The 22,774-nt window shown below is 67.5% G+C and carries 22 protein-coding genes, 1 tRNA gene and 3 pseudogenes; 11 read left to right on the forward strand and 15 right to left on the reverse strand.

Going from position 1 to position 22,774, the window contains the following annotated elements; translation table 11 throughout:
• Positions 1 to 137: 137 nt before the first annotated feature.
• Positions 138 to 1,040, reverse strand: coding sequence for a protein phosphatase 2C domain-containing protein (locus tag JWP65_RS01470; RefSeq protein WP_299759664.1), 903 nt, complete (start codon positions 1,038 to 1,040; stop codon positions 138 to 140).
• Complete coding sequence (locus JWP65_RS01475; protein WP_299759666.1) at positions 1,037 to 2,047, reverse strand: serine/threonine-protein kinase; 1,011 nt, start codon at positions 2,045 to 2,047, stop codon at positions 1,037 to 1,039. The genes JWP65_RS01470 and JWP65_RS01475 overlap by 4 nt, the downstream gene beginning before the upstream one ends.
• Positions 2,048 to 2,126: 79 nt before the next feature.
• Here JWP65_RS01475 and JWP65_RS01480 point away from each other — a divergent pair, with 79 nt between their 5' ends.
• The 4 genes from JWP65_RS01480 (at position 2,127) to JWP65_RS01495 (ending at position 6,370) form a co-directional block, all read left to right on the forward strand.
• Positions 2,127 to 3,050, forward strand: a complete 924-nt coding sequence (locus JWP65_RS01480) for a YicC/YloC family endoribonuclease (protein WP_299759668.1) — start codon at positions 2,127 to 2,129, stop codon at positions 3,048 to 3,050.
• Positions 3,051 to 3,098: 48 nt separating this feature from the next.
• A complete protein-coding gene (gmk, locus tag JWP65_RS01485; protein WP_299759670.1) occupies positions 3,099 to 3,719 on the forward strand; it encodes a guanylate kinase in 621 nt (206 codons plus the stop codon).
• A gap of 18 nt (positions 3,720 to 3,737) precedes the next feature.
• Positions 3,738 to 3,941, forward strand: a complete 204-nt coding sequence (gene rpoZ / locus JWP65_RS01490) for a DNA-directed RNA polymerase subunit omega (protein WP_299759672.1) — start codon at positions 3,738 to 3,740, stop codon at positions 3,939 to 3,941.
• 170 nt (positions 3,942 to 4,111) lie between these two features.
• Positions 4,112 to 6,370 carry a bifunctional (p)ppGpp synthetase/guanosine-3',5'-bis(diphosphate) 3'-pyrophosphohydrolase gene (locus JWP65_RS01495; RefSeq protein WP_299759674.1) on the forward strand — a complete coding sequence of 753 codons (2,259 nt, stop codon included), beginning with the start codon at positions 4,112 to 4,114 and terminating at the stop codon, positions 6,368 to 6,370.
• Between the two features lie 80 nt (positions 6,371 to 6,450).
• On the opposite strand, the gene greB is transcribed toward JWP65_RS01495, so the two are convergent.
• Positions 6,451 to 7,026: a transcription elongation factor GreB gene (greB, locus tag JWP65_RS01500; RefSeq protein WP_299759676.1), complete on the reverse strand. Its 576-nt coding sequence runs from the start codon at positions 7,024 to 7,026 to the stop codon at positions 6,451 to 6,453.
• 128 nt (positions 7,027 to 7,154) lie between these two features.
• Here greB and JWP65_RS01505 point away from each other — a divergent pair, with 128 nt between their 5' ends.
• The 4 genes from JWP65_RS01505 (at position 7,155) to JWP65_RS01520 (ending at position 10,220) form a co-directional block, all read left to right on the forward strand.
• Positions 7,155 to 7,622: a hypothetical protein gene (locus JWP65_RS01505; protein WP_299759678.1), complete on the forward strand. Its 468-nt coding sequence runs from the start codon at positions 7,155 to 7,157 to the stop codon at positions 7,620 to 7,622.
• Positions 7,623 to 7,689: 67 nt separating this feature from the next.
• Positions 7,690 to 7,956 carry a hypothetical protein gene (locus JWP65_RS01510; protein WP_299759680.1) on the forward strand — a complete coding sequence of 89 codons (267 nt, stop codon included), beginning with the start codon at positions 7,690 to 7,692 and terminating at the stop codon, positions 7,954 to 7,956.
• A gap of 63 nt (positions 7,957 to 8,019) precedes the next feature.
• Entirely contained in the window at positions 8,020 to 8,982 is a 963-nt protein-coding gene (locus JWP65_RS01515; RefSeq protein ID WP_299759682.1) for a CvpA family protein, read from the forward strand.
• Positions 8,983 to 8,984: 2 nt separating this feature from the next.
• Complete coding sequence (locus tag JWP65_RS01520; RefSeq protein ID WP_299759684.1) at positions 8,985 to 10,220, forward strand: DNA topoisomerase IB; 1,236 nt, start codon at positions 8,985 to 8,987, stop codon at positions 10,218 to 10,220.
• Between the two features lie 7 nt (positions 10,221 to 10,227).
• Here the strand turns inward: JWP65_RS01520 and JWP65_RS20050 are convergent.
• The 6 genes and pseudogenes from JWP65_RS20050 to JWP65_RS01540 all read right to left on the reverse strand — a co-directional run.
• Positions 10,228 to 10,610 (reverse strand): annotated as a pseudogene (locus JWP65_RS20050) (amylo-alpha-1,6-glucosidase); the annotation flags it as partial.
• 152 nt (positions 10,611 to 10,762) lie between these two features.
• A pseudogene (locus JWP65_RS20055) lies at positions 10,763 to 11,756 on the reverse strand (amylo-alpha-1,6-glucosidase); the annotation flags it as partial.
• On the reverse strand, positions 11,647 to 11,994 hold the full coding sequence (locus JWP65_RS01530; RefSeq protein WP_299759686.1) for a hypothetical protein: 348 nt from the start codon (positions 11,992 to 11,994) through the stop codon (positions 11,647 to 11,649). The gene JWP65_RS01530 and the pseudogene JWP65_RS20055, both read right to left, overlap by 110 nt.
• Entirely contained in the window at positions 11,958 to 12,200 is a 243-nt protein-coding gene (locus JWP65_RS01535; RefSeq protein ID WP_299759688.1) for a hypothetical protein, read from the reverse strand. The genes JWP65_RS01530 and JWP65_RS01535 overlap by 37 nt, the downstream gene beginning before the upstream one ends.
• A gap of 201 nt (positions 12,201 to 12,401) precedes the next feature.
• Positions 12,402 to 12,584: pseudogene (locus JWP65_RS20060) on the reverse strand (hypothetical protein); the annotation flags it as partial.
• 184 nt (positions 12,585 to 12,768) lie between these two features.
• A tRNA-Arg gene (locus JWP65_RS01540) sits at positions 12,769 to 12,845 on the reverse strand.
• Positions 12,846 to 13,220: 375 nt separating this feature from the next.
• Between JWP65_RS01540 and JWP65_RS01545 the strand changes: the two genes are divergently transcribed.
• The 3 genes from JWP65_RS01545 to JWP65_RS01555 all read left to right on the forward strand — a co-directional run bounded on the left by JWP65_RS01545 (position 13,221) and on the right by JWP65_RS01555 (position 16,899).
• Positions 13,221 to 14,975 carry a M10 family metallopeptidase gene (locus tag JWP65_RS01545; RefSeq protein WP_299759690.1) on the forward strand — a complete coding sequence of 585 codons (1,755 nt, stop codon included), beginning with the start codon at positions 13,221 to 13,223 and terminating at the stop codon, positions 14,973 to 14,975.
• Between the two features lie 93 nt (positions 14,976 to 15,068).
• Positions 15,069 to 16,355, forward strand: a complete 1,287-nt coding sequence (locus tag JWP65_RS01550) for a phosphatidylserine/phosphatidylglycerophosphate/cardiolipin synthase family protein (RefSeq protein WP_299759692.1) — start codon at positions 15,069 to 15,071, stop codon at positions 16,353 to 16,355.
• 7 nt (positions 16,356 to 16,362) lie between these two features.
• Positions 16,363 to 16,899: a DUF488 family protein gene (locus tag JWP65_RS01555; RefSeq protein ID WP_299759693.1), complete on the forward strand. Its 537-nt coding sequence runs from the start codon at positions 16,363 to 16,365 to the stop codon at positions 16,897 to 16,899.
• 552 nt (positions 16,900 to 17,451) lie between these two features.
• Here the strand turns inward: JWP65_RS01555 and JWP65_RS01560 are convergent.
• From JWP65_RS01560 to JWP65_RS01585, 6 genes are all read right to left on the reverse strand, one after another.
• On the reverse strand, positions 17,452 to 18,141 hold the full coding sequence (locus tag JWP65_RS01560; protein ID WP_299759695.1) for a GntR family transcriptional regulator: 690 nt from the start codon (positions 18,139 to 18,141) through the stop codon (positions 17,452 to 17,454).
• Between the two features lie 117 nt (positions 18,142 to 18,258).
• Complete coding sequence (locus JWP65_RS01565) at positions 18,259 to 19,098, reverse strand: alpha/beta fold hydrolase (RefSeq protein WP_299759697.1); 840 nt, start codon at positions 19,096 to 19,098, stop codon at positions 18,259 to 18,261.
• An 11-nt stretch (positions 19,099 to 19,109) separates the two neighbouring features.
• Positions 19,110 to 20,132 (reverse strand): 4-hydroxy-2-oxovalerate aldolase, encoded by a 1,023-nt coding sequence (gene dmpG, locus JWP65_RS01570; protein WP_299759705.1) that lies wholly within the window; start codon positions 20,130 to 20,132, stop codon positions 19,110 to 19,112.
• Between the two features lie 15 nt (positions 20,133 to 20,147).
• Positions 20,148 to 21,077 (reverse strand): acetaldehyde dehydrogenase (acetylating), encoded by a 930-nt coding sequence (locus JWP65_RS01575; protein ID WP_299759707.1) that lies wholly within the window; start codon positions 21,075 to 21,077, stop codon positions 20,148 to 20,150.
• A 10-nt stretch (positions 21,078 to 21,087) separates the two neighbouring features.
• Entirely contained in the window at positions 21,088 to 21,879 is a 792-nt protein-coding gene (locus tag JWP65_RS01580) for a fumarylacetoacetate hydrolase family protein (protein WP_299759746.1), read from the reverse strand.
• An 8-nt stretch (positions 21,880 to 21,887) separates the two neighbouring features.
• The gene (locus JWP65_RS01585) at positions 21,888 to 22,763 is read right to left on the reverse strand and encodes a VOC family protein (RefSeq protein WP_299759709.1); all 876 of its coding nucleotides are present in this window, start codon (positions 22,761 to 22,763) and stop codon (positions 21,888 to 21,890) included.
• Positions 22,764 to 22,774: the final 11 nt, after the last annotated feature.

The raw sequence follows: 22,774 nt of genomic DNA on the forward strand, positions 1-22,774 counted from the left end.
GCAATCCATGGGGCGTTTGACCGAGGCAGCATGTCATTGCGGGCTTGACCCGCAATCCACGGGGCCTTTGATCGAGGCAGGGAGATGGATCCCGGGTCAAGCCCGGGATGACACCTGGAGCCCGGGATGACGAGCGCTCAGCCCTTCTTCGCCGCCGACCTCTTGATCGCCTCGTTGATCTCGGCGATCGAGCGCTCGATGGCCGCGTCGTCGAGGTCGTCGACCAGCGTGTCGAGCACGCCGGCCTGGATGGTGGAGGCGAACACGCCGTCGCTGATGGTGTCGGTGGAGATGCCGCGGGTGGACTCGAAGGAGTCCGGGGTCTCCCACTCCATTGCGATCACCGTGACGTTGTCCGAATGCTCGCCGCCGTTGCGCAGCGCCGCTTCCACCAAGTCGGGCACGGCTTCGGCCACCGGCTTGGTGCTCAGGTCCTGCACGATCACCTTGTCTTCCAGGCTGCTCCACAGGCCGTCGGAACACAGCATGATCTTGTCGCCCTGCTGCAGTTGCACCGGCCCGGTGACGTCGAACACCGGCTTGGTCGGCGAGCCCAGGCAGGTGAACAAGATGTTGCGGTTGATCCGGTCCATGCGGATCACGCCGGCGTTCTGCTGCTCCAGGTACGAGTGGTCGCGCGTGCGGGTGAGCATCTCGCCCTCGCGCACGACGTACAGGCGCGAGTCGCCGCAGTGCACCCAGGTGGCGCTGGTGCCTTGCACGATGGCCGCCACCAGCGTGGTGCGCGGCGTGTCGAGCATGCCTTTTTCGCTGGCGTAGCGGATGATCTGGTGGTGCGCCGCCATCAGCGCCTGCGACAGGAACTCGGCTACGTCCTTGACGATCGGGCGCGCTTCCTTCTGGTACAGCGCGGAGATGGCTTGCAGGGCCAGCTGGGCGGCGACTTCGCCTTCCGGGTGGCCGCCCATGCCGTCCGCCAGCAGGAACAGGCCCGACTCGCGCGTGTAGCAATAGCCCATGCGATCTTCGTTCTTTTCGCGGCCGCCCTTGCGGCTGACCTGGAAGACGGAAAACTTCATCTGGCTTTTGCCCCGCCGAAGCCGGTGGCGCGCTTCATGCTTTTCTTGGTGTCGGTAACCATGTTGTCGAACTGCAGCCGCATCTTCTCACCGACCGTCAGCTTGGTGTAACGGCGCTCGCCCTCGCGGCTGAGCTCCTTTTGCAAGGCGAACACCGATTGCGGGCGGGACAGCGGATCGAGCGACATGCACCATTCCACCACTTCGATCAGGTTGTCGGAGTACACACCGCGCAAGCGGGACAATGCGAGCGCCAGGCGGTCTTTTTCCAGTCGCTGCGGCGCGTCGTTCGGCGGATAGCCCTGCATGCAGGCGTAGATGCAGGCGCCGATCGCGTAGATGTCGGTCCAGGGACCCATCGATGAATCGCGGCGGTACATCTCGGGCGCCGCGAAGCCGGGCGTGTACATCGGGCGGATGAAGTTGCCTTCCTTGGACAGCACTTCGCGCGCCGCCCCGAAGTCGATCATCACGGCCCGGTTGTCGTCGGTGATGAAGATGTTGGCCGGCTTGATGTCCAGGTGCAGCATCTTGTGCTGGTGCACGATGCGCAGCCCGCGCAGGATTTCGTCGAACAGCGAGCGAATGGTGGATTCGCGAAACACCTTCTGCTTCTTGAGCTCGCGCGCGGTGATGATGAAGTCCTGCAGGGTCGCGCCCTCCAGGTAGTTCATCACCATGTAGACTGTCTCGTTCTCGCGAAAGAAGTTCAGCACGCTCACCACGGAAGAGTGCGATATCTGCGCGAGGGAACGGCCTTCCTCGAAGAAGCTCTTGAGGCCCAGGCGGTAAAGGGAGAGTTTTTCCGGCGCCACCTGCGGCAGCAATTCGCCGGGCGGGCGGGTGGCCAGCGACGAGGGCAGGTATTCCTTGATGGCGACCTGCTGGCCTTCGTTGTCCACTGCGAGGTAAACGACGCCAAAACCGCCCGCCGAAAGCTTGCGAACGACCCGGTAGCCGCCGATCACGGTGTCTGGCGGCAGTGGGGCCGGTTTCAGCTTTGACATAATTTGAAGATTGTTGGGCCTCCGAAGAGCCCGTTTGATCCTCGAACTCCCGCAACGAACAACCGCAAAGAACTCCTCAGTGCCAGTTTACAGCATGACCGGCTACGCCTCGGCGCAGCTCAGCCCGGGGCAAGGCCCTGCCAGCCCCGAAGTCGGCAAAGGCGCAACAGCGGGCAGCCGGCTCGGCCTGGAGATCCGCTCCGTCAACAGCCGCTTCCTCGACCTGAGCTTCCGCCTGGGCGAGGAACTGCGCGCGCATGAGCCCGCGCTGCGCGAGCTGATCACGGCCAAGCTCAAACGCGGCAAGGTCGAAGTGCGCGCCGGCGTGGAAGGCATCGCGGCCGACACCGTACGCGACCCGTCCGCCCGCACGCTGCAGCGGCTGTCGGCTGTGCAGGACACCGTGCGCAGCTGGATGCCCGAAGCCGGCCCGCTGAGCGTGGCCGAGATCCTGCGGCTGGCCACGGCCGAATCGGGGGCCGATGTCGACTGGGCCGCCGCCTTGCAGGAGCTGGCGCGCAAGACGCTGGCCGACCTGATGGCGGCGCGCGAGCGCGAAGGCGCCAGGCTGGCCAAGATGCTGCTGGGCCACCTGGCGCAGCTGCGCACGCTGGCCGAACAGGCCGGGCCGCTGGTGCCGCAGCTGGTGGAGCAGCAGCGCCAGCGCTTCCTGGAGCGCTGGAAGGAAGCAATGGCGCTGGCCGATGGCGTGGCCACGCCGGAGGCGGCGCAGGACCGCGCGCTGACAGAGGCAACCTCGTTCGCCATCCGCATCGACGTCGCCGAAGAACTGACGCGGCTGGCCTCGCACTTGGACGAGATCGAGCGGCTGGTCAAAAAAGGCGGGGAAGTCGGCAAGCGGCTGGACTTCCTGATCCAGGAGCTGCACCGCGAAGCCAACACCATGGGCTCGAAGTCGGCCGCGCTGGAACTGACCCGCATCTCGGTGGACATGAAGGTGCTGATCGAGCAGATGCGCGAGCAGGTGCAGAACCTGGAATAGCCGCCAGCGACAAGGAAAGGCCGTCGGGTATCATCGCCGGCTCATTCCATGGACTACCCAGGCAACCTCTTCGTCGTGGCGGCACCCAGCGGGGCCGGCAAGTCCAGCCTGGTGAAAGCCCTGCTGGAGCTCGACTCCCACGTGCAGCCTTCGGTGTCGCACACGACACGGCCGCCGCGCGGCCAGGAAAAGCACGGGCGCGAGTACTTCTTCACGTCCACCCCCGAGTTCGACTCCATGGTGCTGGGCGACGCCTTCGTCGAGTGGGCGCACGTGCACGGCCACCGCTACGGCACATCCAAGAAGGCGATCGAAGACCGCATCACCGGCGGCGCCGACGTGATCCTGGAGATCGATTGGCAAGGCGCGCTGCAGATCAAGCGCATCTACCCGAACGCGGTGCTCATTTTCATCCTGCCACCGAGCTGGGAAGAACTGCGCTCGCGGCTCGAGCGCCGCGGCGAAGACACGGCGGAAGTGATCGAGACGCGGCTGGTCAACGCCGCCAATGAGCTTTCCCAGGCCAAGGAATTCGACTTCGTTATAATCAACGAGTTATTTGAGCGCGCGCTTTTCGACCTGAAAGCGATCGTTCATGCCCAACGGCTCAAGTTCCTGTCGCAGCGCCGCCTTCGCGCCGACACCTTCCGTGCGTTGGGCATTCTCTAGTCACTCTCGGAGAGTTCTATGGCCCGCATCACCGTCGAAGACTGCCTGGCGCAGATTCCCAACCGTTTCCAGCTGGTGCTGGCCGCGACCTACCGCGCCCGCATGCTCAGCCAGGGCCACGCGCCGAAGATCGAGAGCAAGAACAAGCCGGCCGTGACCGCCCTGCGCGAGATCGCCCAAGGCAAGATCGGCCTGGAGATGCTCAAGAAGGTGCCGGGCTGAAAGCCAGTGCACGCTGACGAAAAACACCGCCAAGGCGGTGTTTTTTTTCGCCTGTGCTCCGCAGGGCCGCGGGCTTGGCGGCCGGGAACCGGCGCAACAGCCTCGCTCGCCACGCATTTCCCTAACCCCTAGTCCCCGGTCCCCAGCCCCTTCCCCCCTATGATGTCTCCATGAGCGCCGTGCTCCATCCGGGCAAGGGCAAGCGCCCCAGCAGCCCGATCCTCCCCAGTCCCGCCGCCGCCAACGCCGCCGCGGCAAGCTTTGCCGCGCTGACCGCGCGCCTGGACTACCTGGCGCCGGGCGAGGTCGACGAGGTCCGCACGGCCTACCGCTTCGCCGACGAGGCGCACCTGGGCCAGATCCGGGCCAACGGCGAGCCCTACATCACGCACCCGATCGCCGTCGCCGCGCAGTGCGCCGAGTGGAAGCTGGACGTGCAGGCGCTGATGGCCGCCCTGCTGCACGACGCCATCGAGGACTGCGGTGTCACCAAGCCGGAGCTGATCGAGCGCTTCGGCGCGCCGGTGGCCGACCTGGTGGATGGCCTGACCAAGCTGGACAAGCTGCAGTTCAACACCCGCGAGGAAAACCAGGCCGAGTCGTTTCGCAAGATGCTGCTGGCGATGGCGCGCGACGTACGGGTGATCCTGATCAAGCTGGCCGACCGCACGCACAACATGCGCACCCTGGAAGACGTGCCGCGCGAGAAGTGGGGCCGCATCTCCTCGGAGACGCTGGACATTTACGCTCCGATCGCCCACCGCCTGGGCCTGAACCAGACCTACCGCGAACTGCAGGAGCTGTCCTTTCGCTACCTGCGGCCGTGGCGCTACGCCACCTTGAACAAGGCCGTGGCCAAGGCCCGCAGCCGCCGCCGCGACCTGATCCAGAAGGTGCAGCGCGATGTCGAGAACGCCTTCGATTCGGCCGAGATGAAGGTGCGGATCGCCGGCCGCGAAAAGACCCTGTTTTCGATTTACAAGAAGATGGACGAAAAGCACCTGAGCTTTGCCCAGGTGACGGATATCTACGGCTTTCGCATCGTCGTGCCGACGGTGACCGACTGCTACACGGCCATGGGCCTGCTGCACCAGTTGTACAAGCCGGTGCCGGGCAAGTTCAAGGACCACATCGCCATCCCCAAGATCAACGGCTACCAGTCGCTGCACACCACGCTGGTGGGCCCGTCCGGGGTGAACGTGGAGTTCCAGCTGCGCACCGAGGCCATGCACCTGGTGGCCGAGTCGGGCGTGGCCGCGCACTGGCTGTACAAGGCCAGCGTTCCGCAGGAAGAGAACGCCGAGCGGCTGGGCACCAAGTGGCTGCAGTCTCTGCTGGACATCCAGAACGAGACGCGCGACGCCGCGGAGTTCTGGGACCACGTCAAGATCGACCTGTTCCCCGATGCGGTTTACGTGTTCACGCCCAAGAGCCAGATCATGTCGCTGCCGCGCAGCGCCACGGTGGTCGACTTCGCCTATGCGATCCACAGCGACGTGGGCGACCACACGGTGGCTGCGCGCATCAACGGGACCCAGGTGCCGCTGCGCACCGAGCTGAAGAACGGCGACGTGGTCGAAGTGATGACGGCGCCGGTGTCCACGCCCAACCCGGCGTGGCTGGGCTTCGTGCGCACCGGCCGGGCCCGCTCCAAGATCCGGCACCATTTGAAGACGCTGGCCCACGTGGAGTCGCAGCAGCTGGGCGAAAAGCTGCTGGCGCAGGCGTTGCGCGCCGAGGGCATGGACCGGCTGCCGCCCGAGACCGAGCAGTACCAGCCGCTGTGGGACAAGCTGCTGCGCTTTACCGGCAACAAGAGCCGGGGCGAGTTGCTGACCGACCTGGGCCTGGGCCGGCGCATCGCCGGCATCGTGGCCAAGCGCCTGATGGTGCTGCTGGCAGAACTGGGCGAGCGGCCGGACGCCCTGCTCCTGAGCCGCGAGCGCTTCACCGCGCACGAGAACGTCTCCCAAGGCGGCATCACCATCGACGGCAGCGAGAACGCCTCGGTGCAGTTCGCCGGCTGCTGCCGGCCGGTGCCCGGCGACGTGATCGTCGGCTATCTCGGCCGCGGCGAAGGGCTGGTGGTGCACGCCGAAGACTGCGCCGTGGCGCGCCGGCTGCAGCACAAGGACGCCGAGCGTTTCATCGGGGTGGAGTGGTCGGACGAACCGGTGCGCCCGTTCGAGACCGGCGTGCTGGTGACGGTGGCCAACGGCAAGGGCGCGCTGGCGCGGGTGGCCGCGGCGCTGGCGCAAGCCGAAGCGGACATCATCCACGTCGACATGGACGACGAACGCGCGCAGGACGCGACGGATCTGCGCTTCGTTGTTTCGGTGCGGGACCGCAGCCACCTCGATGCGGTGCTGCGCAACCTCAAGCGCACGCCGTCGGTGATGGGCGCGGTGCGGATCCGGCACGGCGGCTAGCGACCGTCATCCCGGGCTCGCCCCGGGATCCACGTTGCGCTCGCACGGCGCTGTCGGCGGCTTGCGGGTCAAGCCCGCAGTCACAAGAAAGAGCCGCCTGCTTCAGCGCCCGGGTAAGTCACGCTCAGCACTTCCACTTCCTGCACCCCGGCCGGCGTCACCAGCTTCACCACGTCGCCCTGGCGCGCCTTCAGCAGCGCCCGCGCGATCGGCGAGATCCAGCTCACCTGGCCTTGCGTGCTGTCGGCTTCGTCGATGCCCAGGATGGTGACAGTGCGCTCCCGCCCCGCCTCGTCGGCGTAGGTGACGGTAGCGCCGAAGAACACCTGGTCGCGGCCGTGGTGCACCGAAGGATCGGTCACCTCCGCGATTTCCAGGCGCTTGGTCAGAAAGCGGATGCGGCGGTCGATCTCGCGCAGCCGCTTCTTGCCGTAGATGTAGTCGCCGTTCTCCGAGCGGTCGCCGTTGCTGGCGGCCCAGTGCACCACCTCCACCACCTTGGGCCGCTCCTCGTCCATCAGCAGGAACAGCTCGGCGCGCAGCCGCGCGTAGCCACCCGGGGTGATGTAGTTCTTGCCGCCGGCGGGCAACGGGGGGGCACCGATCTCCTCGTCGTCCTCCTCGGTGTCGGTCTCGCGCGTGAAGGCCTTGCTCATGGCGCCAAGCATAACGAGAGCGCGAGGGCGGTGCACGCAAGCGCAGTGACCTCCCCCGTTGTGGGGAGGTGGGCGGGCGGTGGCCGCTCCTAGAATCGGCTTGCAACCGCGGCCTGGCCGCCTCACGCGTGAACACGCACCACGACTCCGCACTGCTGACTGCCGAACCGCCGCTGGTGCCGCGCCGGCGCCGCCCGCTCGTGGCGGTGTTGCCGTTCGCCGGCAGCGCCGCCGACGACGAGCTGCGGCTGCTCGGCACCGACCTCGCCGACCTGCTCCGTGAGCTGCTGGCCGCCACGCCGGAACTCGGCTCCATCCTGATCAGCTCGGAGTTCCTCTCGCGCGCCCCCGAACACGCCCTGGAACTGATCTGCCGGCAGCTGCGGGTGGGCTACCTCATCTCTGGCACCTGCTACCACTTCGGCCCCGGCACTTCGCTCTACATCGAGCTGGCCGACACCCGCCACTGGCACATCGTGTGGGCCGACTACCTCAAGGGCAATGCGCGCGATCTGCTGGACCCGGCCAGCGCGACCACCGCCCGCGTGCTCGCCGGCCTGCGCCACGCGCTGCGCCACCACCACCCTTCCTACTGAACAGTTCCACCATTCGCAGGATGGCGGGCCGTCGCCGCCTGCCTAGGATGGCGGCGGGAGGTGAACGATGGCCAGCTATTTCGTCGACGAGCGCGCCCGCGCCAACGGCGTCCACCCGGTCCACGACCGCAACCGGTGTCCACCCAGCTGCTTCGCGCCCGAGCGGCAGCCGCAGTACCTGGGCGACTTCATCGATGCCGCGCAGGCCATGTGCGTGGCGCGCCTGCGCTACCGCCACGCGCACGGCTGCAGCTGTTGCAGCAACCAGGCGCTGCCGCCCCAGCGGGGGGCCATGCCGCGGTTGCCGCCTGGCCTGGTGCAGCAGCGACCCTGAGGCACCAAGCGTCAACCCCGTCCTACGTCATCCGTTGCGGCGGCAGCCAATACTCTGCCGGGCATGACACCCAATCCCGTCGACATCCTGCTGGTCCTGGTGGTGCTCGTCGGCGCGTGGGGCGGCTGGCGGCGTGGCTTCCTGTTCGCCGCGATCGACCTGTTGACGCTGGTGGTCAGCCTGGCGGCGGCCTTCGTCGGCTATCGCGCCGCCGTCGATCTGCTCGAGCGCATGTTCCCGCCGCTGGGCGTGTGGATCGCTCCCCTGAGCTTTGTCGGCATTTTCGTCGTCGTGCACTTGCTGCTGGCGACCCTGGCGCTGTCGCTACTGCGCCGGCTGCCCGAGCGGGTGCACGGCACCATCGCCAATCGGCTGCTCGGGCTGGCCCCCGGCGTCGCCAACGGCTGCATCCATGCGGTGGTGGCGGCCGTGCTGCTGCTGGTGCTGCCGTTGGGCCCGGCGCTCGGCGGCTGGGCCCGCGACAGCGCGCTGGCCAGCCGCTTTTCGGCGCCGGCCGAGTGGATCGAGGTGCAGCTGGCGCCGATCTTCGATCCCGCCATCCAGCGCAGCCTGCACGGCATCACGGTGTTGCCGGAGTCGCGCCATTCGGTGCCGTTGCCGGTGCCTGTGACGACCGCGCAGGCCGCGCCGGAACTCGAAGCGCGCATGCTGGTCATGGTGAACGCCGAACGGGCCAGGCGCGGCTTGAAGCCACTGCGCGCGGACCCCGAGCTGACGGCTGTGGCGCGAGCCCACAGCCGCGACATGTTCGCCCGGGCCTACTTCTCGCACGTTTCGCCCGAAGGCGATGACTTGTCCAACCGCCTGCGCCAGGCCAGGCTGGGCTACCTGGCGGCGGGCGAGAACCTGGCGCTGGCGCCGACCCTCAGCGGCGCGCACCAGGGCCTGATGAATTCCCCCGGCCACCGGGCCAACATCCTGCGGCCGCACTACGGCCGCGTCGGCATCGGCGTGCTCGACGGCGGCGTCCACGGCCTGATGGTGACGCAGAACTTCCGCAACTGACCATGGCCGCCAACGCAACCGAAGCCGCCCCTGCCGGCAGCGGCGCCGACGATCCCCGCGAAGCGGCCGAGGCCGCCGGCCTGGTCTACGTCAGCGACGAAGATCGCGGTCTGCGGCGCGAGCGCGCCGGCGACGCCTTTGCCTACTTCAAGACCAACGGCGACCCAGTCACCGACGCGGCCACGCTGGAGCGCATCCGCAAGCTGGCCATCCCGCCGGCCTGGACCGAGGTCTGGATCTGTCCCAAGGCCAGCGGCCACCTGCAGGCGACCGGGCGCGACGTGAAGGGCCGCAAGCAGTACCGCTACCACCCGCAGTTCCGGGCGCTGCGCGACAGCACGAAATACGAGCACATGCTGGACTTCGCGCGGGCGCTGCCCGCGATCCGCGCCAAGGTGGCGGAACACATGGGGCTGCGCGGCCTGCCGCGCGAGAAGGTGCTGGCCACCGTCGTCCACCTGCTGGAGACCACGCTGATCCGCGTGGGCAACGACGACTACGCGCGCGCCAACAAGAGCTACGGCCTGACCACGCTGCGCAATCCGCACGTGAAGGTGGAAGGCGCCGAGCTGCGCTTCCAGTTCAAGGGCAAGAGCGGAAAGACCTGGCGGCTGCAGGTGAAGGACCGCCGCATCGCCAAGGTGGTGCGCGCCTGCCAGGAGCTGCCGGGGCAGCGATTGTTCCAGTACCAGGACGGCGACGAAACCCGCGAGGTGACCTCCGCCGACGTCAACGGCTATCTCAAGGAAATCACCGGCGCCGACGTCACGGCCAAGGACTTCCGAACCTGGGCCGGCACGGTGATGGCCGCCGTGGCGCTGCGCGAGTTCCAGGGCGTGGACAGCCAGGCCGCAGCCAGGCAGAACCTGCGCGCGTCGATCGAGCGAGTGGCCTCGCGCCTTGGCAACACCCCCACCATCTGCCGCAAGTGCTACATCCACCCCGAGGTGCTGTCCGCCTATGCGGAAGGCGCGCTGCTGCTGCGGATGAAGGAGCAGGTGGAAGAGCAGTTGCGCGAGCACCTGACGCAGCTGCGGCCCGAGGAAGCCGCGGTGCTGGCGCTGCTGGAGGCGCGGCTGAGCCGCACGCTGGAAGACAGCCTCAAGCAGAGCCTGGCGGCGGCGAAGAAGAAGAAGAAGAAGAAGAAGCCGAAGGCCAGGCGGGAGTCCGCACCTTCACCAGGATCCGCAACACCTCGGCCACGCTCCCGGCCTGCGCCACGCAGCCGCGCGGGGTGAACGGCTGCCGGGCATCGAACATTTCGCTGATCGAGCCGATGCAGGCTTCGCCCAGCCGCCTGGTGAAACCCTCGACCAGGCGCTGGATGGCCCGGCTGTCCTGCCGATGCACCTTCAGCCAGGCATCGGCGAAACGGGCCGGCCGCCAGCCCCACATGGTGCCCTGGTGGGAAGCCGCGTCGCGGGCCCGCAAATCGCCCTCGTAGCGCGGCTTGTCGTCCGGATGGCCCGGGGCCAGTGAGCGCAACCCACCGGCGTGACCAGCTTCTCCAGAGCCACGTCAACCAGGCTGCCCCAGCGGTCGCGGTCCAGCACCCGGTTGGGCAGGGAAATGGAGAACAGCATGTTGGGCCGGATCGTCGGATCGTCGCCAGCCTGGCCGTCCACCACGCCGTGCAGGTAGCCGGTCTGCGGGTTCCAGAAGCGCCGGTTGAAGCTCTCACCACGCGCGCGGCGTGGCGTGCCATCTCGCTGGACCGGGCTTCATAGCCTTCCTCGCGCAACCAGCGCTCCATCAGGTACAGCGCGTTGTAGAACAGCGCGTTCAGCTCCACCGCCTTGCCGCGCCGCGGGGCCACCACCCAGCCGTCCTTCCTTGGCGTTCATCCAGGTCAGCTGGCAGCCCTCGGCGCCCTGCCGCGGCAGGCCGTCACCAGCGTCCACGCCGACGTTGAAGCGGGTGCCGCACCGGTGCTGCTCCACGATGGAGATGAAGGTAGGGATGGCATGGCGCATGCGCGAGCCGGTCGTCGGTCGTCGGTCGTCGGTCGTCGGTCGTCGGTGAGCGTGACGTAGCGGCCCATCGCGTGGAAGAACCAGAGCGTGGCGTCGGCCGTGTGGTCGTCGCCGCCACCAGCGATGAAGCGCAGCAGGAAGCCTCCGGGCCCAGCACCGTGCCATGCATGCGGCGGCTGTGCTGGCGGCAAACACCGGGTCTTTGCGCCGCAGCCGCAACCGGTCGCGGTGCAGGGCCAGCACGGGCGCATGGCGCTCGCGCTCGGCGTGATTGGAGCTGCAGCGGCGAAAGGCGGCCTCGTCGGCCGGCGGCGCGAGCAGGCGGCGCCTGCCGGGATTGCCGATGTTGGGCAACTGCTCCAGGAACTCGCTGCGGCCGGCCCGCACCATCTGGTCCAGGTCCTCGCCATGGCAGGCCAAGCAGAGGAAAGGCGCCGACGCGGCGAACTCCTGGCCCTTCAACAGCAGCGGCGTGGTGGGCCCAAGCAGCAGCGCCGTCAGCGCGCGCAGGCGGCCGGGCGTGGTCAGCGCATGCAGGCGCTCGCCGCGCGCCGAGTTGGCCACCTGGTGGTGGTTCTGCAGGAACTGGATGAAGGCATGGGCCAGCAGGTCGAGCGCGGGCGTGCCGCGCCGCTGCCTTTGCCAGGCGTAGTACTGCCCTGGTAGAGGAAGCCCCACGCGAGCGCCGAGATCAGCTCCTGGGCGTGCCGCCGGTCTGGGTGTAGTACGCCTCACAGGCGCCGGTCGCGGCCACCGATGCACTGTGGTGGAAGTCGTCGCTCCACAGCGCATCGATGGCATTGCCGCCCCGCTGCGCCGGCCGCGCCAGCCCGTGCGCTGCGGCTCGTTTCCGCTGCCAGGTGATGCTGCGCGCGCCGCCGGCCGCGCGCCAGGCGCGCGCAATCTCCACGACGACGCGGTAGCGGCCGGCCAGGTAGTGCGGGGAAAAGCGCGGCAGGTGATTGCCGCTGGGACCCAGCTGGCTGTAGACCACGTCCAGCATCACGCCCAGGCCGGTGGCGTGAGCCCGGTCGACCAAGCGGCGCAGGTCGTCCGGCGTGCCTTCAGGCGGGTCGGCGCGAACAGGTTGACGCCGTCGTAGCCCCAGTCGAACAGCCCGCCGAACTCGTTGACCTCGTTGACCTCGTTGACCTCGTTGACCTCGTTGACCTCGTTGACCTCGTTGACCAGCATCAACTCGAGCACGGTGACGCCCAGTTCCTTCAGGTAACGCAGGTGGGCCATGGCGGCCGCTACGTGCCCTCGGGCGAGAAGGCGCCGATGTGCATCTCGTACAGCACCTGGCCGCGGCCGGGCACGCCCGGCCAGGCGGCATCGGTCCAGTCGAAGGCATGCAGTTCGACCGCCTCGGTCGGGCCATGGGGCCGTCCGGTTGCCAGCGGGAGGCTGGGTCGGCAATGGCTTCACGTCGTCGAGGTGCAATCGGTAGCGGGTGCCCGGCAGCACGGCCGGCACCAAGGCGCGGAAGTCGCCGCCATCTTCCGGGGCAAGTGGCGCCGGATCGAGGATGGATGGGCCTTCGAAGACCACCGCCACGCTGCGGGCGGCCGGCGCCCAGACGCGGAAATGCGTGCCCTGCCCGGCGCGGTACTCCGCGCCCGCTGGCAGGCTTGTCCCCCCCGGGGTTGCGGGCCGTCACCAAGCTCGCACAGGCAAGCAACTGGCAACTGGCAACTGGCAACTGGCAACTGGCAACTGGCAACTGGCTGCAGGAGCGTTGCATGCGCAGTGCACAAACGCGACGCGCCAAACGAAAAGGGCTACGTCCTTTTGAGACGTAGCCCTCACGTTTTGGTGCGGCTGGCAGGAATTGAACCCACGACCCCTTGGTTCGTAGCCAAGTACTCTATCCAACTGAGCTACAGCCGCGAAGCCTCGGAGTATAGCAGCAAGTGGCCGCCTGCGTTCGCGTTGGCGCCGCCGATCAGACTTGCTGGCGCGAGGCGGCGCCTTCCTACGCGAGGGCGGGCCTGGCTCGGGGGATCATGGCGCACCTGAAAGGCCACCCATGAGCGCAATTCCTCCACCCGAACCCCTGCCACCGTTGTCCCCGACGCCGCAGCCGCCAACCGGGCCCGCGCCCAGGCCGGAGCCGATGTAGGGGCAGGGGGGCCCGCAGCGGGCGCGGCCTCAGCCGTATCGGGCAAGAAACCGGCGCTGCCGGGTTCCGGCCTTTGTTGCCTCAGCCTCATCGGATAATCCAGAGGTTCCGGCCGATGGTGCCGGCCAGCCAAGGGCGGATTCGTGGCCACCACCACCAACGCAAGGTATGCACTCCTGGACATCTACAACGGGAGCGGGTTTTCACGTTGGAACTACCCCGAGATGGTGGGCGAGCCGATCAACTCCACCGCCGGTATCGGGCACGGCGTGGACCTCAGCTTCAAGTTCCTCACCAGCCTGCCCGCGCACAGTGCCGTCGGCGGCTTCCAGAAGTTCAGCCCCGAGCAGATGGCGGCGGCGACGGACGTGCTGGCGTCGATCGAAGACGTCGCCGACATCGACTTCACCCAGACCACCGGCACCGGGCAGATCACTTTCGGCAATGGGTACCTGGCCGCCGGCCTGGTCGGCCATGCCTACCTGCCCAACTATTCCTACAGGTATTCGGGCAACACCGTCGTCTCCGTCACCGAAGACAAGTCGGCCGGCGACGTCTGGACCAAGCGCATCGAGTTCTGGGACGGCGACGCCTGGCAGCCCGGCGGGGAGGGCTATCAGACCCTGCTGCACGAAGTCGGCCACGCGCTGGGATTGAAGCACCCGTTCGAGAGTACCTGGCAATTGCCTGCCCAATACGACAACGAGCGCTTCACTGTGATGAGCTACACGCAGGGCGCCAACACCACGCTGCTCGAGGTCTCGGGCAACTCCTCGAGTTACTCGTGGCAGTCCTCCTATCTGCGGCCCAGCACGCTGATGCCGTTCGACATCGACGCGCTGCAACACCTGTACGGGGCCAACACGGCGGCCCGCTCCGGCAACACCACCTACGCCTGGACCACCAATGCCGAACTGCTGCAGACCCTCTGGGACGGCGGCGGCATCGACATGATCGACTGCTCCAACCAGGTGTTCTCCTGCGTGATCAACCTGGAGGGCGACTCGTTCAGTTCCATCGCCTTGCGCCAGACCGCGGCCCAGATCAAGACAGGCCTGGGCCTGCCGGACTGGTTCCCGGCCGCCCACTTGCCGGCCGACATCTACAACGGCAGCGACAACCTGGCCATTGCCGGCGGCGTGGTGATCGAAAACGCCAGGGGCGGCAGCGGCCGGGACCAGATCAGCGGCAACGCGGCGGCCAACAACCTGGCCGGCAATGCTGGAAACGACACCCTGTCTGGCTGGGCGGGCAACGACACCCTCAATGGTGGCCAAGGCTCCGACAGCATGGCCGGCGGCAGCGGCACCGACACCTTGTCGTACGCGTGCGGCGCCAGCAGCAAAGGCGTCGCAGTCAGCCTGGCCGTCAGCACCGCGCAGGCGACTGGCGGCTCGGGCTCGGACCAGGTCTCCGGCTTCGAAAACCTCGTCGGCTCCGCCTTCGGCGACAAGCTGACCGGCAGTACCGGCAACAACCGGCTGCACGGCGGCAGCGGCGCCGACGTGCTGGCCGGCGGCAGCGGCAACGACACGCTGACGGGCGGCGCCGGCAGCGACACCCTCGCGGGCGGCAGCGGCAAGGACATCTTCGACTTCGACGCGCTCGCGGACTCCGGAACGTCCCAGGCCACGTGGGACGTGGTGACGGACTTCCTCCGTGGCCAGGACGACATCGACCTGTCGGGCCTGGACGCGAAGGCCGGCTCGGCGGTCGACGATGCCTTTGCCTTCATCGGCAAGGCCGCCTTCAGCGCGGCTGGCCAGCTGCGCTATGTGTACGACGGCGCCAAGGGCTACGGCATCCTGTACGGCAGCACCGACAGCGACGCGTCGGCGGAAATCGCGCTGCAGGTCATGGGCGTGAGCAGCCTGTCGTCGTCCGACTTCATCAGCTGACGGCGGCGGCCCGGCCGCCCCCCGCGCCAGCGCAGGCGCGCTACATTGGCGCCACCGTCCGGCCAGCCAGCGCCGGCCAAGGAACGCGCCCGAATGAAGAAGATCTCCGCCCGCACCTGGGTCATTGCCGCTTTTGCCGCCCTGGCCACGCTGGTCGCCACGCTGCTGTACCTGAACCTGACCACCGGCGAGAAACGGATCCAGCACCAGCTGCCGCGCCTCTACGAAACCGACGACTCCGAGTTCCGCCGGTCGCTGAGCTCGCTGCTGGGGCCGCAGATCGTCGAAGGCAACCACGTGGAGACGCTGGTCAACGGCGAGCGCATCTTCCCGTCCATGCTGGCGGCAATCCGGTCGGCCGAGCGCACCATCACCTTCGAGACCTACATCTACTGGTCGGGGGACACCGGCCGCGAGTTCGTGCAGGCCCTGGCCGAGCGCGCCAAGGCCGGCGTCAAGGTGCACGTGCTGCTCGACTGGGTCGGCAGCATCAAGATGGACCTGGCGCTGATCGAGCAGATGCGCACCGCCGGCATCGCGGTGGAACGGTTCCACCAGCCGCACTGGAGCAACTGGGCCCACATGAACAACCGCACGCACCGCAAGGTGCTGGTGGTGGACGGCTCGGTCGGCTTCACCGGTGGCGTCGGCATCGCCGACCAGTGGCGGGGCGACGCGCGCAACCCCGACGAATGGCGCGACACCCACTTCCGCGTCCAGGGGCCGGTGGTGGCGCAGATGCAGTCGGTGTTCCTGGACAACTGGGTGCGGGTCACCGGCAAGGTGCTGCACGGGGAGGCCTACTTTCCGTCGCTCAAGCCGGCCGGCAACTACGCGGCGCAGATGTTCAGCAGCTCGCCCAGCGGCGGCAGCGAGAGCATGCAGCTGATGTACCTGCTGGCCATCACTGCGGCGCGCCGGACCATCGACCTGTCGAATGCCTACTTCGTGCCCGACGCGATGACCATCGAGACGCTGCTGGACGCCGCCAGACGCGGCGTCAAGATCCGCGTCATCACGCCCAGCGGCCACATCGACTCCGAGACGGTCCGCAAGGCCTCCCGCGGCAGCTGGGGCCCGATGCTCGAAGCGGGCATCCAGATCGCCGAATACGCCCCGACCATGTACCACGTCAAGGGCCTGGTGGTGGACGGCATGTTCTCCTCGGTCGGCTCCACCAACTTCGACAACCGCTCCTTTCGCCTCAACGACGAAGCCAACCTGAACGTCCTGAACAGCGATTTCGGCAAGGAGCAGGCAGCGGTGTTTGAGCGCGACTGGGCCAAGGCCACGAAGATCACGCTGGCGCAATGGCGCGAGCGGCCGCTGACCGAGCGGCTGTTGGAGCGGCTGGCGAACCTGCTGCATACGCAGCTGTGAGGCAGGCGTGGACCTTCCCGCCACCATCTGGACCATCGGCCATTCCACCCGCGGCGCCGACGAGTTCGTCTCGGTGCTGCAGGCGCACGCCATCGAGCTCGTGGCGGATGTCCGGCGCTTTCCCGGCTCGCGCAGGCACCCGCACTTCGGCAGTGAGGCGCTCGAGCAAACCCTGGCCGGCGCGGGCATCGACTACGCCTGGCTGGCCAGGCTGGGAGGCCGGCGCCAGGGGGACTCTACAGCGGACCAGGCCGGCTGGCGCAACCCATCGTTTCGCGCGTATGCGGCCTACACCTGGAGCGAGGAGTTCGCGCAAGGCCTGGAGCAGCTGCTGCACATCGCCTGCGGCAAGCGCACCACCCTCATGTGCTCGGAGCTGCTCTGGTGGCGCTGCCACCGGGCACTCGTCGCCGACGTCCTGCGCTTCCTGGGCGTGGAGGTGGTCCACCTGGCCGGCGCGGCAGCCGGGACGGCCCACCCGTACACCTCGCCGGCGCGCATCGCCGACGGCCAGCTGAGTTATCCGGCCGGCGACTGCTGCTGATTGCGGCCGGTGTTCGGCTAGACAGCCGCCTTTTCGACGCTGCAGATCGTCGTCTTGGTCTGATGCATCAGCGTCACGCTGTCGTGGCCGTAGGTGGTCGCGGCGTTGACCACTTCGCCGCGCAGGCGTGTGGAATCTCGCTGCCTGAGTCAAAACATCATCGGCACTCGGCCAGCCACCTGCGCTCATTCGCGCCGCACGGCGCATTCCCCGGCACCGGAAGAGCGCCTGCCCGCCTTCGTGTAACGGCTCCAGGCCCATGCGCTGTCGGGAGCCGAACCGCTGGCCGAAGTGATGGATTTCGCGTCGCTCCACGCCGACGCGCGCCCTTCAGCGGCACCAGGCGCTTTGCAAAGCATTCCAGATTTCCAATCTGCTGCGGAAGAACTGCTCGAGGGCCGCTGGAGGGTCGACCTTGTGCAGGCACGGCGGGCCGCCGGCGCCATGCCGCGCGGTCTGGCCTCCACCAGGACTGCTCCCATCTTCCCTGCCCGTGCGTCCTTTTCTTCCCCCGCGGAGGCTCGAAAAACCCGAGAGGCACTCGGAGCGATCCTATTGTCGCTTGAGCTTCTCCGACCTGATCATCAGATCCTGGATGGCGGCTCCAGTTTGTTTGGTGTGCTTCAGCAGAGCTGCGCAGGCGCGGTCTACATCGCGCGCCAGCACGGCCGCCAAGATTTCGGAGTGCTCGCGTGCGACGTTGCGCTTTGGAATTCGGTCTTTCAGGTACAGCCGCCGATATCTGTCCGTCTGGTCGTGGAGCACGTTGCTGAAGTGCATCAACATGGGCATGTCACACCCTCCGATCAGGGCTTGGTGGAACTGCCGATGCACGCTCTCCCATTCCTCGTCATACGGTGCCCGCCCGGGCGTCTCTTCGACGCGCTTGAGCCGGTGCGAGATCGCCACGACATGTTCCTCCCACTTCGGATCACCCCGTTCAATCGACAGGCGCAAGGCCAGAGGCTCGAGGACGGAACGCAGCGCGATCACTTCTTCCAGCTTTTGCAGCGAAGTCTCCGCGACACGGAAACCTCGCTGCTCCTCGCTGACGACGAAGCCTTCGCCACACAGCCGAAGCAGCGCCTCCCGCACCGGACTGAAGCTCACGCCGTAAGAGGCGCCGAGCTCCTCGAGGCGCAACCGCGCGTTGGGTGCCAGCACCCCGCGCAAGATGGCACTGCGCAAATCTTCGGTGAGCGCGGCCGCTCTGCTGCCCTTGGCGGACTTCTCCGGAATCATTGGGCTCATCATAATGTTCTCGAAAAAACGAACAAGCCCCGGGCGCACCGCCGCCCGTTGTGCGCTTCCGGCAACGGACAGCGCCTGCAAGGCAGGCGGCGCGGCGGACCAGACTGTCTATTCCTCGCGGAAAAAATCAAGGCAGAGCCTGTTGAAGTGATCGGAATGCTCGAGCATCGCCCAGTGACCGCAATTGCCGAAGATGTGGAGCCTGACATCGGGCATCTGGTGCAGCATGAAAATCGCCCGATCGATCGGAACGACCCGGTCGTCGCGCCCCCAGACCAGGAGACTGCGGTGCTTCAAGTCCCCCAGGTTTTGCCACAAGGGCTCGAACCGATGGGGCGCCGGCGCCATCTTCTTCGCCCACTCGACCACCTCCGGGCGTATCGAACGCTCATACCGGTCCTGGAGCGTGGCCTCGTCGATCAGGTCCGGGGCATGGACCAGGACGTTCAGGAACTGGCGCATGCGCTCCAGGCTCGGCCCGGTGCCGTGATAGTAGGTGCGCAGGAGCTTGGCGCCTTCGGTCGGATTCGGTGAAACGGTGGCGAGCTGGATCGACGGGGCCATCAGGACCAGCCGACCTACGCGCTCAGGGAAATCCAGCGCGAACTTCATTGCCACGTGCGCTCCCAGCGAATTGCCGACGAAGTGCACCTTTTGCAGCCCGAGCCCGTCGAGCCACTCGGCCAGGACACGAGCGTTGAACGCACCGATCAGCTCCGGGTACTGGCGCTTGGTCGACTCGCCGAAACCGGGCAGATCGGGCACGAGCACCCGATGGCTGTGCGCGAACGCCGCCATGTTCTTGTGAAAGTTGGTCCAGCCGGCGGCGCCGGGCCCGCCGCCATGCAGCATGACCACGGTCGACCCCGCACCGGCCTCGTGGTAGTGCAGGTCGATGTCGCCGACTTTGCTGAACCTGCTGGTTCCATCCTGGGTGAGCGCTTCCATTGATTTCTCCGTCATTGTGGGTTTCGGGCCTGCAGCAGATCGAGCGCCACGTCGACGATCATGTCTTCCTGGCCGCCGACCATGCGCCGTTGACCAAGCTCCACCAGGATGTCGACGGTCTTGAGCCCGTACTTCTTTGCCGCGACCTCCGCGTGGCGCAGGAAGCTGCTGTACACGCCGGCATAGCCGAGCGCGAGCGTCTCGCGGTCCACCCGCACCGGGCGGTCCTGCAGCGGCCGGACGATGTCATCGGCCGCATCCATCAGCTTGTACAGATCGCAGCCGTGGTTCCAGCCCAGACGGTCGGCCGCGGCGATGAACACCTCCAGCGGCGCGTTGCCGGCACCGGCACCCATGCCGGCCAAGCTGGCGTCGACCCGGTCGCAGCCCTCCTCCACCGCCACGATGCTGTTGGCGACGCCCAGCGACAGGTTGTGGTGGGCATGCATGCCGGTCTGGGTTCCGGGCTGGAGCACGTCCTTGAAGGCACGGAAGCGCTCGCGCACGTCGTTCATCGACAGCGCGCCGCCCGAATCCACCACGTAGCAGCAGGTGGCGCCGTAGCTTTCCATCAGCTTCGCCTGCTGTGCCAGGCCTTGCGGCGTGTTCATGTGGCTCATCATCAGAAAGCCGACTGCTTCCATGCCGAGATTGCGCGCGTACTCGATGTGCTGCCGTGACACGTCGGCCTCGGTGCAATGGGTGGCAACACGCACCACGCGGGCACCGGCCTGGTAGGCGGCCTTGAGATCGTGCACGGTGCCGATGCCCGGCAGCAGCAGCGTGGCGATCCTCGCGTGCTTCACTTCTGCCGCCACGGCCTCGATCCACTCGACGTCGGTGTGGGCGCCGAAACCGTAGTTGAAGCTGCCGCCCTGCAGCCCGTCGCCGTGGGCCACCTCGATCGAGTCGACCTTGGCGTCGTCAAGCGCGCGGGCGATCTGCCGGGCCTGGGCCACGCTGTATTGGTGCCGGATGGCGTGGCTGCCGTCGCGCAGCGTCACGTCCGAGATGTAGATCTTCTTGCGGTCCATTGTGTTTTTGCGCGTTCAGGCGACCAGCCGCGCCGCCATCCGCTCGGCGGTCTGCAGCGCGGCGCTGGTCATGATGTCGAGGTTGCCGGCATAGGCCGGCAGGTAGTGCGCCGCACCCTCCACTTCCAGGAAGATGGAGGTCTTGAGGCCGTCGAAGCGGTCGCCGACGCCGGGAATTTTCAGCCCGGTGACGCGGTCGAACTGCACCTTCTGCTTGAGCCGGTAGCCCGGCACGTACTGCTGCACGGCGGCGGCCATTTCTTCGACCGAGCGGGCGATGGCCTCTTCGCTGGCCAGGTCGCTGAGGGTGTAGATCGTGTCGCGCATGATCAACGGCGGCTCAGCCGGATTCATCACGATGATGGCCTTGCCCTTGGCCGCCCCGCCCACCACCTCGATGGCGCGGGCGGTGGTCTCGGTGAATTCGTCGATGTTGGCGCGGGTGCCGGGGCCGGCGCTCTTGCTGGCGATGCTGGCCACGATTTCGGCGTAGTGCACCCGCGCCACCCGCGAGACCGCCGCCACCATCGGGATGGTGGCCTGGCCGCCGCAGGTGACCATGTTGACGTTGGTGGCGGCCAGGTGCTGCTCGCCGTTGACCACCGGGACGCAGTAGGGGCCGATCGCCGCCGGGGTCAGGTCGATCAGCCGCAGGCCGGGCTTGTGCCGGCGCAGGAAGGCGTCGTTCTTCACGTGCGCCGCGGCGCTGGTGGCATCGAACACGATCTCGATGTCGGCGAAGACCGGCAGCCGGACCAGGCCTTCCACGCCCTCGGCAGTGATTGCCAGGCCCAGGCGTGCCGCCCGAGCCAGTCCGTCGGAGGCGGGATCGATGCCCACCATCGCGCCATTTTCTATGTACTTTCCGTGGCGCGCGATCTTGATCATCAGGTCGGTGCCGATGTTGCCGCTGCCGACGATGGCGGCCTTGAGCTTGCGTGTCATTGGGGCTCCTTCAGGCCATGCGGCAGTTGACGGTGCCCAGCGCGCCGATCTGCGCCTGCACCAGGTCCCCGGCCTGCACCGGCACCATCGGCCCCAGGGCGCCGGACAGGATCACCTGCCCGGCCTTCAGGCCCTGGCCGTGTTGCGCCATGGTGCGCGCCAGCCACCAGGCCGCTCGCAGCGGGTGGCCCAGGCAGGCGGCGCCGTTGCCGGTGGAGACCAGTTGGCCGTTCTTGGTCATCTGCATGCCCAGCTCGGCCAGCGACAGCTGGCCGATCCCGACCGGCTGGTCGCCCAGCACGAACAGGCCGCTGGAGGCGTTGTCGGCCACGGTGTCCACCAGGGTGATCTTCCAGTCGGCGATGGCGCTGTCGACGATCTCGATGGCCGGCAGCGCATAGGCCAGGCAGGCGAGGAACTCGCCGTAGCTGGGGGCCTGCGCGGTCACGTCGCGGCCGACCACGAAGGCCACCTCGGCCTCCACCTTGGGCTGCATCAGCCGCTGCGTCGGCACCTCCTGCTGATTCAGAAACTCCATGTCGTCGAACAGCATGCCGAAGTCCGGCTGGTCCACGCCCAGCTGCTGCTGCACCGCCCTGGAGGTCAGGCCGACCTTCATCCCGATGATGCGCCGGCCTTCCTCCAGCCGGGCCCGGGTGTTGATCGCGGCAACCGCGTAAGCCGCGCTGAGGCCGGCGATGCCATGGCTCTCGGAGATACGGCCTATGGTCTGCCGGTCGCGGCGCGCCTGCCGCAAGGCCGCCGCTGCGGCCAGGGTGGTTGGATCGGGGTTCATGGCCATGCCGTTCATCAGTGCGCCTGCCGCTTGTGGCCCCACATGCTGGGCGTCTGGTGGTATTGCACGACCCAGTCGGCATCATCGACGAGGCGGCCGCCATGGCCGTACTCGATCTCGAAGCCGGCCGGCGATTGCATGTAGAACGAGACCACTTGGTCGTTGCTGTGCCGGCCAAGCGTGGAGGTGATGGGCACGCCCTTTTCCTGGCACAGGTACATGGTGCGGCAAACATCGTCCAGCGAGGTCAGCTCCAGCATGAAGTGGGCCAGTTTTTTGGGCCGGTCGACCTGGACGAAGGCAGCCGAGTGGTGCCGCGGGTTGGTGTGCAGGAAGGCCATGCGCACCGGCGTGCGGGCCATCTCGAAGTCGATGTAGTCGCTGACGCGGAAACCCAGCAGCCGGCTGTAGAAGTCCAGCGTGCGGTCCAGGTCACGCGCGAACAGCACGATGTGGCCCATTCCGAGCTCGCCGGCCGTGAAGCCGGCGATCCCGCGCGGCGAATGGAACGGCCGGTCGGCACTCACGCGCAGGCCGTAGAAGACCTCGCAGCGCAGTCCATTGGGATCGTCGAAGCTGATCATGTCGATCACCTTGCGCCGCTCGATCTCCTCGGGCGTGGCCTGGCGCACCGCGACGCCGTCGGCGACCAGGCGCTCGCGCACCTCGCACAGCGCCTGCAGCGTGGCGACCATCCAGCCCGCATAGGAGATGTCGTCCTCCGCTCCCGGGTGCACGACGATGCGGTGGTGGTATTCGTCCATCCTGAAGTACAGGCTGCCGTCGGCGCCCTTGCCGCTCAACTGCGCGCCCAGGATGTCCGCGCCGAATTGCTCCCAGCGCCCCAGGTCCGACGCGCTGATACCGATATAGCCCAGTTGACTGATCATGTTTTTATCCT

Origin of the sequence: Ramlibacter sp. (assembly GCF_028292805.1) — a bacterium.
In the GTDB taxonomy this organism is placed as follows: domain Bacteria; phylum Pseudomonadota; class Gammaproteobacteria; order Burkholderiales; family Burkholderiaceae_C; genus Ramlibacter.

Excerpts from the sequence above, each read along its gene's own strand:
- JWP65_RS01580 (WP_299759746.1), bottom strand. The coding sequence starts at position 21,879 with ATGGCCATGAACCCCGATCCAACCACCCTGGCCGCAGCGGCGGCCTTG.
- JWP65_RS01470 (WP_299759664.1), bottom strand. The coding sequence starts at position 1,040 with ATGAAGTTTTCCGTCTTCCAGGTCAGCCGCAAGGGCGGCCGCGAAAAG.
- JWP65_RS01495 (WP_299759674.1), top strand. The coding sequence starts at position 4,112 with ATGAGCGCCGTGCTCCATCCGGGCAAGGGCAAGCGCCCCAGCAGCCCG.
- JWP65_RS01520 (WP_299759684.1), top strand. The coding sequence starts at position 8,985 with ATGGCCGCCAACGCAACCGAAGCCGCCCCTGCCGGCAGCGGCGCCGAC.
- JWP65_RS01560 (WP_299759695.1), bottom strand. The coding sequence starts at position 18,141 with ATGATTCCGGAGAAGTCCGCCAAGGGCAGCAGAGCGGCCGCGCTCACC.
- rpoZ (WP_299759672.1), top strand. The coding sequence starts at position 3,738 with ATGGCCCGCATCACCGTCGAAGACTGCCTGGCGCAGATTCCCAACCGT.
- gmk (WP_299759670.1), top strand. The coding sequence starts at position 3,099 with ATGGACTACCCAGGCAACCTCTTCGTCGTGGCGGCACCCAGCGGGGCC.
- JWP65_RS01565 (WP_299759697.1), bottom strand. The coding sequence starts at position 19,098 with ATGGAAGCGCTCACCCAGGATGGAACCAGCAGGTTCAGCAAAGTCGGC.
- JWP65_RS01510 (WP_299759680.1), top strand. The coding sequence starts at position 7,690 with ATGGCCAGCTATTTCGTCGACGAGCGCGCCCGCGCCAACGGCGTCCAC.
- JWP65_RS01475 (WP_299759666.1), bottom strand. The coding sequence starts at position 2,047 with ATGTCAAAGCTGAAACCGGCCCCACTGCCGCCAGACACCGTGATCGGC.
- dmpG (WP_299759705.1), bottom strand. The coding sequence starts at position 20,132 with ATGGACCGCAAGAAGATCTACATCTCGGACGTGACGCTGCGCGACGGC.
- JWP65_RS01585 (WP_299759709.1), bottom strand. The coding sequence starts at position 22,763 with ATGATCAGTCAACTGGGCTATATCGGTATCAGCGCGTCGGACCTGGGG.
- JWP65_RS01575 (WP_299759707.1), bottom strand. The coding sequence starts at position 21,077 with ATGACACGCAAGCTCAAGGCCGCCATCGTCGGCAGCGGCAACATCGGC.
- JWP65_RS01550 (WP_299759692.1), top strand. The coding sequence starts at position 15,069 with ATGAAGAAGATCTCCGCCCGCACCTGGGTCATTGCCGCTTTTGCCGCC.
- JWP65_RS01535 (WP_299759688.1), bottom strand. The coding sequence starts at position 12,200 with ATGGCCCACCTGCGTTACCTGAAGGAACTGGGCGTCACCGTGCTCGAG.
- greB (WP_299759676.1), bottom strand. The coding sequence starts at position 7,026 with ATGAGCAAGGCCTTCACGCGCGAGACCGACACCGAGGAGGACGACGAG.
- JWP65_RS01515 (WP_299759682.1), top strand. The coding sequence starts at position 8,020 with ATGACACCCAATCCCGTCGACATCCTGCTGGTCCTGGTGGTGCTCGTC.